This window comes from Amycolatopsis sp. 195334CR (assembly GCF_017309385.1).
Classification (GTDB): domain Bacteria; phylum Actinomycetota; class Actinomycetes; order Mycobacteriales; family Pseudonocardiaceae; genus Amycolatopsis.
Window position 1 is genome coordinate 1,005,010 of record NZ_JAFJMJ010000002.1, and the last position, 13,874, is coordinate 1,018,883.

General features: G+C 68.5%; 10 protein-coding genes and 2 rRNA genes. 10 read left to right on the forward strand and 2 right to left on the reverse strand.

All coding sequences use genetic code 11. The features are described from left to right. Positions 1-134 precede the first annotated feature (134 nt). Together JYK18_RS27720 and rrf are read left to right on the forward strand one after the other, a co-directional pair. Positions 135-3,255, forward strand: a 23S ribosomal RNA gene (locus tag JYK18_RS27720). Positions 3,256-3,338: 83 nt separating this feature from the next. Then, positions 3,339-3,455: ribosomal RNA gene (rrf, locus tag JYK18_RS27725) — 5S ribosomal RNA — on the forward strand. 156 nt (positions 3,456-3,611) lie between these two features. On the opposite strand, the gene JYK18_RS48070 is transcribed toward rrf, so the two are convergent. Next, complete coding sequence (locus JYK18_RS48070) at positions 3,612-4,874, reverse strand: hypothetical protein (protein ID WP_307796090.1); 1,263 nt, start codon at positions 4,872-4,874, stop codon at positions 3,612-3,614. On the opposite strand from JYK18_RS48070, the gene JYK18_RS46955 reads away from it, so the two are divergent. From JYK18_RS46955 to JYK18_RS27765, 8 genes are all read left to right on the forward strand, one after another. Beyond that, positions 4,809-5,387, forward strand: coding sequence for a hypothetical protein (locus tag JYK18_RS46955; protein WP_307796091.1), 579 nt, complete (start codon positions 4,809-4,811; stop codon positions 5,385-5,387). The two genes, JYK18_RS48070 and JYK18_RS46955, sit on opposite strands and share 66 nt — an antisense overlap. Further along, entirely contained in the window at positions 5,380-6,366 is a 987-nt protein-coding gene (locus tag JYK18_RS27735) for an HAD-IIA family hydrolase (protein ID WP_206806398.1), read from the forward strand. Before JYK18_RS46955 ends, JYK18_RS27735 begins: the two co-directional genes overlap by 8 nt. Positions 6,367-6,375: 9 nt before the next feature. Beyond that, positions 6,376-6,576, forward strand: coding sequence for a hypothetical protein (locus JYK18_RS27740; protein WP_206808341.1), 201 nt, complete (start codon positions 6,376-6,378; stop codon positions 6,574-6,576). A 5-nt stretch (positions 6,577-6,581) separates the two neighbouring features. After that, complete coding sequence (locus JYK18_RS27745) at positions 6,582-7,394, forward strand: TlyA family RNA methyltransferase (protein ID WP_206806399.1); 813 nt, start codon at positions 6,582-6,584, stop codon at positions 7,392-7,394. Further along, positions 7,391-8,311, forward strand: a complete 921-nt coding sequence (locus JYK18_RS27750) for an NAD kinase (RefSeq protein ID WP_206806400.1) — start codon at positions 7,391-7,393, stop codon at positions 8,309-8,311. Before JYK18_RS27745 ends, JYK18_RS27750 begins: the two co-directional genes overlap by 4 nt. A 90-nt stretch (positions 8,312-8,401) precedes the next feature. Beyond that, on the forward strand, positions 8,402-10,204 hold the full coding sequence (gene recN, locus JYK18_RS27755; RefSeq protein ID WP_206806401.1) for a DNA repair protein RecN: 1,803 nt from the start codon (positions 8,402-8,404) through the stop codon (positions 10,202-10,204). A 119-nt stretch (positions 10,205-10,323) separates the two neighbouring features. Then, positions 10,324-11,508, forward strand: coding sequence for a putative cytokinetic ring protein SteA (steA, locus tag JYK18_RS27760; RefSeq protein WP_206806402.1), 1,185 nt, complete (start codon positions 10,324-10,326; stop codon positions 11,506-11,508). Next, positions 11,505-12,452, forward strand: a complete 948-nt coding sequence (locus JYK18_RS27765) for a copper transporter (protein WP_206806403.1) — start codon at positions 11,505-11,507, stop codon at positions 12,450-12,452. Before steA ends, JYK18_RS27765 begins: the two co-directional genes overlap by 4 nt. A 71-nt stretch (positions 12,453-12,523) precedes the next feature. On the opposite strand, the gene aroA is transcribed toward JYK18_RS27765, so the two are convergent. Then, a complete protein-coding gene (gene aroA, locus JYK18_RS27770) occupies positions 12,524-13,795 on the reverse strand; it encodes a 3-phosphoshikimate 1-carboxyvinyltransferase (protein WP_206806404.1) in 1,272 nt (423 codons plus the stop codon). Between the last annotated feature and the right edge of the window lie 79 nt (positions 13,796-13,874).

A 13,874-nucleotide genomic window follows, 5' to 3' on the forward strand; every position in this document is an offset into this window, starting at 1 on the left:
CGGAGCGTGGAACGCGGTCGTGGGTGCTGGGTTTGAGATTGTTTGCTGGCACGCTGTTGGGTCCTGAGGCAGCACGCTGGTGTTGTTTCTGGTGTGGTGTTTGAGAACTGTAGAGTGGATGCGAGCATCTTTGTGGTCAAGTTGTTAAGAGCACATGGTGGATGTCTAGGCATCAGGAGCCGATGAAGGACGTGGGAGGCTGCGATAAGCCTCGGGGAGCTGTCAACCGAGCTGAGATCCGAGGGTGTCCGAATGGGGAAACCCAGCACCAGTGATGTGGTGTTACCCGCACCTGAATATATAGGGTGTGTGGAGGGAACGCGGGGAAGTGAAACATCTCAGTACCCGTAGGAAGAGAAAACAACCGTGATTCCGTGAGTAGTGGCGAGCGAAAGCGGATGAGGCTAAACCGTGCGCATGTCAAGCTGTCAGGCGTTGTGTGTGCGGTGTTGTGGGACCTGTCTTCCAGAAACTGACATTTCTGGCGCGATGCTGCATGGTTAGTGGAATCACCTGGGATGGTGGACCGGAGTGGGTGAGAGTCCCGTACGCGAAAACTGTGTGGGTGTTGTGTGATGGTGTTCCCGAGTAGCAGCGAGCTCGTGGAATTTGCTGTGAATCTGCCGGGACCACCCGGTAAGCCTAAATACTTCCTGGTGACCGATAGCGGACTAGTACCGTGAGGGAAAGATGAAAAGTACCCCGGGAGGGGAGTGAAAGAGTACCTGAAACCGTGTGCTTACAAGCCGTCAGAGCCTTGTGAAGGGTGATGGCGTGCCTTTTGAAGAATGAGCCTGCGAGTTAGTGCTGCGTGGCGAGGTTAACCCGTGTGGGGTAGCCGTAGCGAAAGCGAGTCTGAATAGGGCGTTTGAGTCGCGTGGTCTAGACCCGAAGCGGAGTGATCTACCCATGGCCAGGGTGAAGCGCCGGTAAGACGGTGTGGAGGCCCGAACCCACTTAGGTTGAAAACTGAGGGGATGAGCTGTGGGTAGGGGTGAAAGGCCAATCAAACTCCGTGATAGCTGGTTCTCCCCGAAATGCATTTAGGTGCAGCGTCGCATGTTTCTTCTTGGGGGTAGAGCTACTGGATGGCCTAGGGGCCTTACCGGGTTACCGAAGTCAACCAAACTCCGAATACCGAGAAGTGAGAGTGCGGCAGTGAGACGGCGGGGGATAAGCTTCGTCGTCGAGAGGGAAACAGCCCAGAACACCAGCTAAGGCCCCTAAGTGTGTGCTCAGTGGGAAAGGATGTGGGATTGCCCAGACAACCAGGAGGTTGGCTTAGAAGCAGCCACCCTTGAAAGAGTGCGTAATAGCTCACTGGTCAAGTGGTCCTGCGCCGACAATGTAGCGGGGCTTAAGCACACCGCCGAAGCTGTGTCATTCATGCGATACATCGGCTTGAGCCTTCGGGTTCTTGTCTAGTGGTATGGATGGGTAGGGGAGCGTCCTGCATCCAGGGAAGCCGCGGTGTAAACCAGCGGTGGAGGGTGTGGGAGTGAGAATGCAGGCATGAGTAGCGAATGCAGAGTGAGAAACTCTGCCGCCGGATGACCAAGGGTTCCTGGGCCAGGCTAATCCGCCCAGGGTAAGTCGGGACCTAAGGCGAGGCCGACAGGCGTAGTCGATGGACAACGGGTTGATATTCCCGTACCCGAGCACGTGCGTCCCTGATGAGGCAGTTGATACTAACCACCCAAAGCGTGATGTGAAGTCTTCGGATGGAGCGTCATTGTGGAGCGTGGGGCCTGATTCTGTAGTAGTCAAGTGATGGGGTGACGCAGGAAGGTAGCTCCGCCAGTGAATGGTAGTACTGGTGTAAGCGTGTAGGCCGTCATGTAGGTAAATCCGCATGGCATGTAGGCTGAGACGTGATGCGTAGCCGATTGAGGTGAAGTAGAGTGATCCTATGCTGCCGAGAAAAGCCTCTAGCGAGTGCGTGCACGGCCCGTACCCCAAACCAACACAGGTGGTCAGGTAGAGAATACTAAGGCGATCGGGTGAACTGTGGTTAAGGAACTCGGCAAAATGCCCCCGTAACTTCGGGAGAAGGGGGGCCAAACATCCTGAAGCTTTTTACAGGCTAGGGGTGGGTGGCCGCAGAGACCAGCGGAAAGCGACTGTTTACTAAAAACACAGGTCCGTGCGAAGAAGTAATTCGATGTATACGGACTGACGCCTGCCCGGTGCTGGAACGTTAAGAGGACCGGTTAACTCCCTTTTGGGGGGTGAAGCTGAGAATTTAAGCGCCAGTAAACGGCGGTGGTAACTATAACCATCCTAAGGTAGCGAAATTCCTTGTCGGGTAAGTTCCGACCTGCACGAATGGCGTAACGACTTTCCGGCTGTCTCAACCACAGGCCCGGCGAAATTGCATTACGAGTAAAGATGCTCGTTACGCGCGGCAGGACGGAAAGACCCCGGGACCTTTACTATAGTTTGGTATTGGTTTTCGGTTCGGTTTGTGTAGGATAGGTGGGAGACTGTGAAGCGCTCACGCTAGTGGGTGTGGAGTCGTTGTTGAAATACCACTCTGGCCGGATTGGGAATCTGAACCTACGCCCATGATCTGGGTGAGGGACAGTGCCTGATGGGTAGTTTAACTGGGGCGGTTGCCTCCCAAAGAGTAACGGAGGCGCCCAAAGGTTCCCTCAGCCTGGTTGGCAATCAGGTGTTGAGTGTAAGTGCACAAGGGAGCTTGACTGTGAGACTGACAGGTCGAGCAGGGACGAAAGTCGGGACTAGTGATCCGGCACCACCTGGTGGAAGGGGTGTCGCTCAACGGATAAAAGGTACCCCGGGGATAACAGGCTGATCTTGCCCAAGAGTCCATATCGACGGCATGGTTTGGCACCTCGATGTCGGCTCGTCGCATCCTGGGGCCGGAGTAGGTCCCAAGGGTTGGGCTGTTCGCCCATTAAAGCGGCACGCGAGCTGGGTTTAGAACGTCGTGAGACAGTTCGGTCCCTATCCGCCGCGCGCGTAGGATACTTGCGGAAGGCTGTCCCTAGTACGAGAGGACCGGGACGGACGAACCTCTGGTATGCCAGTTGTCACGCCAGTGGCATGGCTGGTTAGCTACGTTCGGAAGGGATAACCGCTGAAGGCATCTAAGCGGGAAGCCTGTTCCTAGATGAGGTATCCCACCCCTTTGTGGGTTAAGGCCCCCAAGAGACGATTGGGTTGATAGGCCAGAAATGGAAGCGCAGTAATGTGTGGAGTTGACTGGTACTAATAGGCCGAGGACTTGCTACAAAGGTGCTTCGCATCCACTCTACGGCTCTGAAACACCACACCAGAGCACGTGTTACGACACTAGTGTGTTTGTTTCGTAGTGTTTCGGTGGTTATAGCGGCGGGGAAACGCCCGGTCCCATTCCGAACCCGGAAGCTAAGCCTGCCAGCGCCGATGGTACTGCACTCGAAGGGGTGTGGGAGAGTAGGACGCCGCCGAACTTAACGTGAGGAAGCGGGGTTCCAGTCCGAGAGGGCTGGGACCCCGCTTTCGTGCTGTTCAGGCCGTTGGGCACCGCGCCGGAGGGGCGGCGGACCCGGCCAGATACAGTTGTGTGCTGGCCCCCGTGTGGGCCTTTCCCACTTTCGAGGTCTCTGCTAGGAGGACAGGTGTCCGAGTTCGGTCGGCGCGATTCTGAGGACGACCGCGAGGCCGGTCGCCCGCGGCGGCGCGACTCGAGTCCCCGAGGCAAGCAACAAGGCGGCAGCCGAACCAGTGGTGGTGGTCGCCCCCAGCGCCAAGGCAGCCCCGACCGCGGCGGCTACAAGCCCCGCGAAGGCGGCAACTACAAACCCCGCGACGACCGGGGCAGCTTCAAACCCCGCGACGACCGGGGTGGCTACAAGCCGCGCGATGACCGCGGCGGTTACAAGTCCCGTGAGGGCGGCGGCTTCAAGCCGCGCGATGATCGCGGTGGGTTCAAGCCGCGTGAAGACCGGGGTGGCTACAAACCGCGCGAAGGCGGCAGCAACTTCAAGCCCCGCGAAGGCGGTGGCAGCTACAAACCCCGCGATGACCGCGGTGGCTTCAAGCCTCGCGACGATCGCGGCGGCTACAAGCCCCGCGAGGGTAGCGGCGGCTACAAACCCCGCGACGACCGCGGCGGCTACAAACCCCGCGACGACCGGGGCGGTTACAAGCCTCGTGACGATCGTGGTGGGTTCAAGCCTCGGGAGGACCGGGGTGGCTACAAGCCGCGTGAAGGTGGCGGCGGCTTCAAGTCCCGTGACGATCGAGGCGGGTACAAGCCGCGTGACGACCGGGGTGGTTTTAAGCCTCGCGAGGGTGGCTCGGACCGCGGTGACCGTGGCGGCTTCAAGCCCCGTGAGGACCGCGGCGGTTACAAGCCTCGCGATGATCGCGGTGGCTTCAAGCCGCGTGAGGACCGTGGCGGTTACAAGCCTCGGGAGGACCGGGGTGGCTACAAGCCTCGCGAAGGTGGTGACTCCAAGTCCCGTGAGGGTGGGGGTTACCAGTCGCGTGAAGGGGGCAAGCCGCGCGAAGACCGGGGTGCTAAGCCCCGTGAGGGTGGGTTCAAGGCCCGCGAGGGGGGCGGCAAGCCGCGCGAGGGGGGATTCGAGCGGGACCGTGGCTTCAAGCGGGACGATCGCGGCGGCTACAAGCCCCGCGAAGGGTTCAAGCCGCGTGGCCGTCGTGACGAGGAGATGGACGACGCCGCTCTGGCCAGGGAACTCCTCGAGGCGCCCGAACTCCCCGAGGACATCGAGTTCTCCGACCTCGACGAGGAAGCGCGCCGCGAGCTGCGCACCCTGCCCAAGGCGCTCGCCGAGACCGTGGGCAAGCACCTCGTCGCGGCCGGCGGGCTGATCGACACCGACCCCGACGCGGCCTTCGAGCACGCCAAGTACGCCAAGGCGAAAGCCTCCCGCGTCCCCATCGTGCGCGAAGCGCTCGGCCTCGTCGCCTACCACTCCGGCAAGTGGGCCGAGGCGCTCACCGAACTGCGCGCGGTCCGCCGGATGACGCGCAGCGACGCGCACATCGCGATCATCGCGGACTGCGAGCGGGCCCTCGGCCGTGCCGAGCGCGCGCTCGACCTGGCCAAGGAGGTCGATACCGGCCGCCTGTCCAAGGACGTGCAGATCGAGCTGAAGATCGTCACCGCCGGGGCGCGCCGCGACCTCGGGCAGCTCGACGCGGCCGTCGTCTCCCTGCAGGGCGAGGACCTCGACGCGCGCAAGCGCGAGCCGTGGAGCGCGCGCCTGTTCTACGCCTACGCCGACAACCTGCTCGCCGCCGGCCGCCGGGACGAGGCGGTCAGCTGGTTCCTCCACGCCGCCGAGGCCGACGACGACGATCTGACCGACGCCGCCGAGCGCGCCGCCGAGCTGGGGCAGGCCGAAGGTGAGTGACGCGCTGCTGGCGGCCTACGACTCACTGCTGTTCGACCTCGACGGCACGGTCTACCACGGCGCGCGGGTCATCCCCGGCGCACCGGAGGTGATCGGTGAGGCGCGGGCCGCCGGCACGGCGGTGCGGTTCGTCACGAACAACGCCTCCAAGGCCCCCGCCGCGGTCGCCGACCACCTCAACGGCATGGGCATCGACGCCCAGCCCGACGAGGTGCACACCAGCTCCCAGGCCGCCGCGAAGGTGCTCGCCGAGCGCCTCGCACCCCGGGCCCACGTGCTCGTCGTCGGCGCGCAGGCGCTGTGCGACGAGGTCGAAGCCGTCGGACTTCGACCGGTGCGCGAGCACTCCGACCAGGTCGAGGCCGTGGTCCAGGGCCACTCGCCGGACACCGGCTGGGCCAACCTCGCCGAAGCGTGCCTCGCGATCCGCGGTGGCGCGCTCTGGGTGGCCAGCAACGTCGACAAGACCCTCCCCGCCGAACGCGGCCTGCTGCCCGGCAACGGCTCGATGGTCGCCGCCCTGCGCAGCGCCACCGACCGCGAGCCGATCGTCGCGGGCAAGCCGGAGGCCCCGCTCATGCGGACCGCCGCCCAGGGCCGGGCGCTCGTCGTCGGGGACCGGCTCGACACCGACATCGCCGGTGCGGTGGCGGCCGGGCTCGACGCGCTGGTGGTGCTCACCGGCGTGGACACCCCGGCCAGCCTGATCGCCGCCATCCCGGCCGAGCGCGCGCGGTTCCTCGCCGCCGACATCACCGGCCTGCGCGACTCCGCCGAGGAGACGCGCATCGCGCCGAAGGCGGGCTGGGCGATCACCGCCGAGCACGGCGTCCTGCAGGTGCGGGCCGACGGCGGCAGCGATCCGGTCGACCTGCTGCGCGCGCTGTGCGCGACCGCGTGGGACACCGGCGCGACCGAGGTCAAGCCGCTCGACGACACCGCGAAGGGCGCGCTCAGCGAACTCGGCCTCATCGGTTAGCGTGGTGGGGTGCAGGAGCAGAACCACCCCGTCCCGCGGCCGCCGGGACAGCAGTCGCAGCCGCAGCCGATCGACCCGCGCGGCGGGATCGACGAGGCGGTGTCGGGGCTGACCGAGCTGGACCGGATCCCGCTCGCCGAGCACGTGGAGCGCTTCGACGCGGTGCACACCGAGCTGACCGTCGCGCTCTCCAGCATCGACAAGGTCTGAGTCCGATGGCCCGCAGGGCACGGCTCGACGCGGAGCTGGTGCGCCGCGGCCTCGCCCGCTCCCGTGAGCAGGCGAGTTCGCTGATCGCGCAGGGCAAGGTGAGCGTCGGCGGCATGGTCGCCACAAAACCCGCCACCGGTGTGGAGGCCGCCGCCGCGATCGTGGTGCGCGACGAGGACGACCCCGGCTGGGCTTCGCGGGGCGCGCACAAACTCCTGGGCGCCATCGAGGCGTTCGAATCCGGCGGCCTCATCGTCGAGGGCAGGCGCTGCCTGGACGCGGGCGCGTCCACCGGCGGGTTCACCGACGTGCTGCTGCGCGGGGGTGCCGCCCAGGTGGTCGCCGCCGACGTCGGCCGCGGCCTGCTCGACTGGCGCCTGCGCACCGACGAACGCGTGGTCGTGCTGGACAGGACGAATGTGCGGAACCTGACGCCCGAGCTGATCGGCGGCCAGGTCGACCTCGTGGTGGCGGACCTGTCGTTCATCTCGCTCAAGCTGGTGCTGCCCGCGCTCGCCGCGTGCGCGCGCCCCGGCGCGGATCTGCTGCCGATGGTCAAACCGCAGTTCGAGGTCGGCAAGGACCGGCTGGGCAGCGGTGGGGTCGTGCGCGATCCGGAACTGCGGGCCGAGGCGGTGCTGGCGGTGGCGGCCGCGGCGGCCGAGACCGGCCTGACCACCCGCGGGGTGGTCGCGAGCCCGTTGCCCGGCCCGTCCGGCAACGTCGAGTTCTTCATCTGGTTGCGGCGTGCCGCCGCTGAGTCGACCGTGGACGTGGACCAGCTGGTCCGCACCGCGGTCCAGGAGGGTCCTTCGTGACGCTTCGGCGTGAGGTTCTGCTCGTCGTCCACCCCGACCGCGACGCCACCGCGGGCGCGGCCCGCGAGGTCGCCGCGCAGCTGGCGGCCGCCGGCATCCGGCTGCGGGTGGCCGACGAGGAGGTCCGGCAGCTGGTCCAGGCCAACGGGCACGCCCCGGAGTGCACGGTGGTGGCCCCGGACGACGATCCGGCGGCCGGTACCGAGCTGGTGTTCGTGCTCGGCGGTGACGGGACCCTGCTGCGCGCGGCGGAACTGGCGCGCCCGGCCGGGGTGCCGGTGCTCGGGGTGAACCTCGGCCGCGTCGGCTTCCTCACCGAGGCCGACTCCGACGCGCTGGAGGAGACCGTGCGGCGCGTGGTCGAGGGCCACTACCGCGTCGAGGAACGGATGACCGTGGACGTCACGGTCGCCGTCGAAGGCGAGATCGTGGCCCGCACCTGGGCGCTCAACGAGGCCAGCGTGGAGCGCAGTTCGCGGGTGCGGATCCTGGACGCGCTGATCGAGGTCGACGGCCGCCCGGTGTCCTCGTTCGGCTGTGACGGCGTGCTGTGCGCGACCCCGACCGGGTCCACCGCCTACGCCTTCTCCGCCGGCGGCCCGATCATGTGGCCCGACGTGGAGGCGCTGCTGGTGGTGCCCAGCAACGCGCACGCGATGTTCTCCCGCCCGCTGGTGGTCTCGCGGAACTCGGTGATCACCGTCGGCATCGATCCCGAGGGCTCGACGGCGGTGCTGACCTGCGACGGGCTGCGGCACATCGAACTGCCGCGCGGGGCCAGGGTGCGCGTGGTGGCCGGCCGGGTGCCGGTGCGGCTGGCACGCCTGTGGGACGGCCCGTTCACCGACCGGCTGGTGCACAAGTTCGCGCTGCCGGTCAAGAGCTGGCGCGAGCGCGACCGCCACCAACCACGCTGACGGCCCGTTCGCGCGCTTTTCACCAGGAACTTCGCCGTTGTTGCGAGTGCCGGGCGCGCGTCGCCCGGACGGGGCACTACGGTTGGTGGCGTGCTGGCCGAGATGCGCATCCAGGGCCTCGGGGTCATCGAGGACGCCCTGCTCGAGTTGCACCCGGGATTCACCGTGGTCACCGGCGAGACCGGGGCGGGCAAGACCATGGTGGTCACCGGGCTGCACCTGCTCTCCGGAGGACGGGCGGAGGTGTCGAAGGTCCGCGTCGGTGCGGGGAAAGCGCTGGTCGAGGGCCGGTTCGAGGGCGTGACCGGCAAGGTCGCGCTGGACATCGTCGGCGACGCCGGTGCCGAGGTCGAGGACGGCGGCGGGGTGATCGCGCTGCGCTCGGTGGCCAGCGACGGCCGCTCGCGCGCCCACCTCGGCGGGCGCTCGGTGCCCGTCGGCGTGCTGGGCGACCTGTCCGAGCAGCTGCTGGCCGTGCACGGCCAGAACGACCAGCTGCGCCTGCTGCGCCCGGCCGAGCAGCGCGCGGTGATCGACCGGTTCGCCGGCGACGCCGTGGCCGCGCCGCTGGAGCAGTACCGGGCCGTCCGCGAGGAGTGGCAGGCGGTGGTCGCCGAGCTGAACGACCGCACCACGCGTTCGCGCGAGCTGGCCCAGCAGGCCGACATGCTGCGCCTCGGGCTGACCGAGATCAGCTCGGTGGAGCCGACCCCGGGCGAGGACACCGAGCTCACCGAGCAGATCAAGCGGCTGTCCGCGATCGACGAACTGCGGGCGACGGCCACCGAGGCGCACCACGCCGTGTCCGGCGCGCAGGACGGCGACCTGGAGGCGCCCGGCGCGCTCGGCCTGGTCGGCGAGGCGCAGCGGCGGCTGGCCGGTGCCGAGGACCAGGTCCTCCGCGACATGGAGCCGCGGCTGGCCGAGGCCGCCGTGCTGCTCGCCGACGTGGGCACCGAACTGGGCAGCTACCTCGAATCGCTGGAGGCCGACCCGGCGCGGCTGGAGCAGTCGCTGGCCCGGCAGGCTGACCTGAAGAAGCTGATCCGCAAGTACGCCGCCGACATCGACGGGGTGCTCGCCTGGGCCGAGGACGCCCGCGAGCGGCTGTCCACGATGGACACTTCGGAGGAGGCGCTGGCCGAGCTGGCCGCGCGCCGCGACGAACTGGCCAAGCAGCTCGGCGAGCACGCGGCGCGGCTCTCGGCCGCGCGCAAGGTGGCCGCGGGCGAGCTGGCCGGGGAGATCACCGCGGAGCTGGCCGGGCTGGCGATGGGCCAGGCGCAGATCGAGGTGACCGTCGGCGTGCGCGAGGTCGACGAGTCCGACCCGCACGCGCTCACCGTCGACGGGCGGAAGGTGCACGCCGGGCCGGACGGGGTGGACGAGGTCGAACTGCTGCTCCGCGCGCACAAGGGCGCGCCGCCGCTGCCGGTGCACAAGGCGGCCTCCGGCGGTGAGCTGTCCCGGGTGATGCTGGCCATCGAGGTGGTGCTGGCGCACGCGGACACCGTGCAGACGCTGGTGTTCGACGAGGTGGACGCCGGGGTCGGCGGCCGCGCGGCGGTGGAGATCGGCAGGCGGCTGGCCCGGCTGGCGACCAGCCACCAGGTGCTGGTGGTGACCCACCTGCCGCAGGTGGCCGCGTTCGCCGACCGCCACCTGGTGGTGGACAAGGGCATGTCCGACGGCATCACCCGCAGCGGGGTGAAGGTGCTGCAGCAGTCCGAGCGGGTGCTGGAACTGGCCCGCATGCTGGCCGGGATGGACGACACCGAGACCGGCCGGGCGCACGCCGAGGAACTGCTCGCCGCGGCCGACGCGGACAAGTACTCGTTCAGCAGGCTCCCGCGCGACGGCCGGAAAGGATCGAAGAAAAAGCGCACGAAATAGTGATCCCTCCCCGGCGCGGGGGATACCGAGGGTGAACCGCACACCGATCGTTGGATTCTCGAAATGCGTACCGGCGTGGCGGCCACCTTCTCACGTGCCCATTTGTCACCATCGGTCCCATGAAGCTCACCGGCTTGCTCTCGCGGAACGACGAAACCCGTCCCGGCGTGACCGGGGTGGCGCGGGTCGACCGGCGCACCAGGGAGTTGCTCCGCCGGATCTCCCCCGGTGACATCGCCGTGCTCGACCAGCTCGACCTGGACCGGGCGACCGCGGACGCGCTGGTGCGCGCGGAAGTGGCCGGGGTGGTCAACGCCTCGCCGTCGATTTCCGGCCGGTTTCCGAACCTGGGCCCGGAAATCCTGCTCGCCGCCGGGATCCCGCTGATCGATTCCGCCGGTGGCTCGGTGCTGCGCAACGTCAAGGACGGCAGCAAACTGCGCCTGCACGAGGACAGCGTCTACCTCGGTGAGCGCAAGGTCGCCTCGGGCACGCGGCAGACGCGGGAGAGCGTGGCCGACCAGATGATCGAGGCCAAGGCCGGGATGTCCACCCAGCTGGAAGCCTTCTCGGCGAACACGATCGAGTTCCTGCGCCGCGAGCGCACGCTGATCCTGGACGGGGTCGGCGTGCCGGAGCTGCGGTTGTCGCTGCGCGACCGGCACGTGCTGGTGGTGGCCGCGGGCAACGGGCACGCCGAGGACCTGAAGAAGCTGAAGAAGTACATCGGGGAGCACCGGCCGGTGCTGGTCGGGGTGGACGGCGGCGCGGACACGCTGATCGCGCAGGGCCACACGCCCGACGTGATCGTCGGCGACCCGCTGGGCATCGAGGCGGAAACGCTCAAGTGCGGGGCCGAGGTGGTGGTCCCGGCCCAACCGGACGGGCACGCGCCCGGGGTGGCCCGCATCCAGGACCTCGGCATCGGCGCGGTCACCTTCCCGGCCTCGGGCAACGCGGAGGACCTGGCCCTGCTGCTGGCCGACGCGCACGAGGCCAGCCTGGTGGTCACCGTCGGTTTCCAGGCAACCCTGCGCGAGTTCCTCGACCACGGGCGGTCCGGCTCGAACCCGTCCACCTTCCTGACCCGGCTGAAGCTGGGCACGAAGCTGGTCGACGGCAAGGCCGTGGCCACGCTGCACCGCGGCCGGGTCTCCGGCGGGATGATCCTGTTCCTGGTGCTGGCCGCGCTCGCCGTGGTCGCCGCCGCGCTGCTGGTCTCCGACGCCGGTGAGGTCTACCTCGACTGGATCGCCGACACCTGGCGGTCCTTCACGAACTGGGTCAAGGGGCTCTTCACGTGATTTCTCTGCGCTATCACATCGTTTCGATCGCGGCGGCCTTCCTGGCGCTGGCCGTCGGCGTGGTGCTGGGCTCCACCGCGCTGAACGGGCCGCTGCTGTCCGGGCTGTCCGACGACAAGGCCGAACTGGGCCGCCAGGTGTCCGACCTGGAGGCCGAGCGCAACGCGCTGACCGCGCGGCTCGGCGATTCCGACGCCTTCGCCGGTTCGGTCGGGCCGAAGATCGTGGCCGGGCAGCTGGACCAGCGCTCGGTCGTGCTGGTCACCACCGAGGACGCGAAACCGGCCGACCGGGACGCGCTCAAGGAACTGATCGGGCAGTCGGGCGCGACGGTGACCGGTGAGGTGCAGCTGACCCAGTCGTTCGCCGACCCGGCCAAGGCCGACCAGCTGCGCCAGGTGGTCACCCGGCTGCAGCCGGCCGGGGTGAGCTTCCCGACCGCGGGTGATCCCGGCACGCTCGCCGGGGCGCTGCTGGGCTCGACCCTGTTGCTGAACAAGGATTCCGCGCAGCCGCAGTCCACTCCGGACGAACTGGCGGCGGCGCTGGGCGGGCTGTCCGACGGCGGGTTCGTCAAGACCGCGGGTGACGTCAAGCCGGCGCAGGAGGCCGTGGTGCTGGTCGGCGGCAAGGCCACCGGTGACGGCGCGGGGGACCGGGCGGCCACCGTCGCGCGCTTCGCCACGCAGCTGGACCGGTCGGGCGCGGGCACCGTGCTGGCCGGGGACCTGGCCTCGGCCGAGGGCACCGGCGCGCTGGGCGTGGTGCGGGCGGACACCTCCGCCACCTCGATCCTGTCCACTGTGGACAACGTGGACACCGCGGCCGGGCGGGTGGTCACCGTGCTGGCCCTGCGGGAGCAGCTGGACGGGAACGCGGGCCGCTACGGCATCGCGGGCAACGCCCAGAGCCCGGCACCCGGCGTGAACCGCGAAGGCAGCTGACCCCGGCCCAACGCTATGAGTGGGGCATTACTTGCGTTGATTGCAAGTAATGCCCCACTCATAGCATTCGATCAGGGGTGGAGCAGGGTGGTCCAGGCGTCGACGAAGCCGGGGAAGGTCTTGCCGACGGTGGCCGGGTTCTCCACCTGAACGCCCGGGACGCGCAGGCCCGCGACGGCGCCCGCCATGACCAGGCGGTGGTCGTCGTAGGTGTGGAAGACGCCCGCGTGCATGGGGGCCGGGGTGATCCGCAGGCCGTCCTCGGTCTCGGTGACGCCGGCGCCCAGGCCCGACAGCTCGGTGGCCAGCGCGGCCAGCCGGTCGGTCTCGTGGCCGCGCAGGTGCGCCACCCCGCTGATCACCGACGGCCCGTCCGCGAAGCACAGCAGCGTGGCGATCACCGGGGTCAGCTCGCCGACCTCGTGCAGGTCGAACTGCCCGCCGCCGAAGTCGCCGGTGCCCGTCACGGTCAGGCCCGCCTCGTCCAGTTCCACCTTCGCGCCGAGTTCGGCGACCAGGCTGCGCAGCCAGTCGCCCGGCTGCGTGGTGTACGACGGCCAGCCCTCGACCCGCACCGACCCGCCGGTCAGCAGCGGCGCCACCACGAACGGGGCGGCGGTGGACAGGTCCGGCTCGATGGTGAAGTCCGGGCACGACAGCGCCGCGGGCGGCACGAAGAACTCGGTGCCCGAGCGCTCCGGGGCGGCACCGAAGCGGCGCAGGATGTCCAGCGTCATCTCGATGTGCGGTTCGCTCGGCGGCGTGCCGGTCAGGCGCACGCGCACCCCCTCGCCGAACGCCGGGCCCGCCAGCAGCAGCGCGGACAGGAACTGGCTCGACGCCGACGAATCCAGCTCCACCTCGCCACCGGCCAGCCCGCCGTGCCCGGTCACGGTGAACGGCGGCGCGCCGCGGCCGTCGTCGTCGATCCGGGCGCCGAGCGCGGACAGCGCGCCCAGCAGCGGCGCGAGCGGGCGGCGGCGGATGGCCTCGTCGCCGTCGAACCGCACCGTCCGGCCGCCCAGCGCGGCCAGTGCCGGGGTGAACCGCGCCACCGTGCCCGCGTTACCGAGCGTGACCGTGGCGTCGCCGGAACCGGCTTCGATCGGGTGGATCCGCGTGCCCTCCTCGGTTTCCGCGAAACCACCGCCGAGCGCGGACACCGCGCCGAGCATCAACCGGGTGTCGCGGGAGACGAGCGGCTCGCGCACGAGCGTGGGCCCGGTGGCGAGCGCGGCGAGCACGTAGGCCCGGTTGGTGAGCGATTTCGAGCCCGGTACCCGGACGGTCGCGTCCAGTGATCGCGAACTCTCCGGTGCGGTCCAGGTCTCGGCTTCGGCCATGTGTCCTACCCCTCGGCTTCCGTGCGCGGGTGTGGCAGCGGTGGCGCTCGCCGCCGCTCGTGTTAGCGTAAAAGCCCGT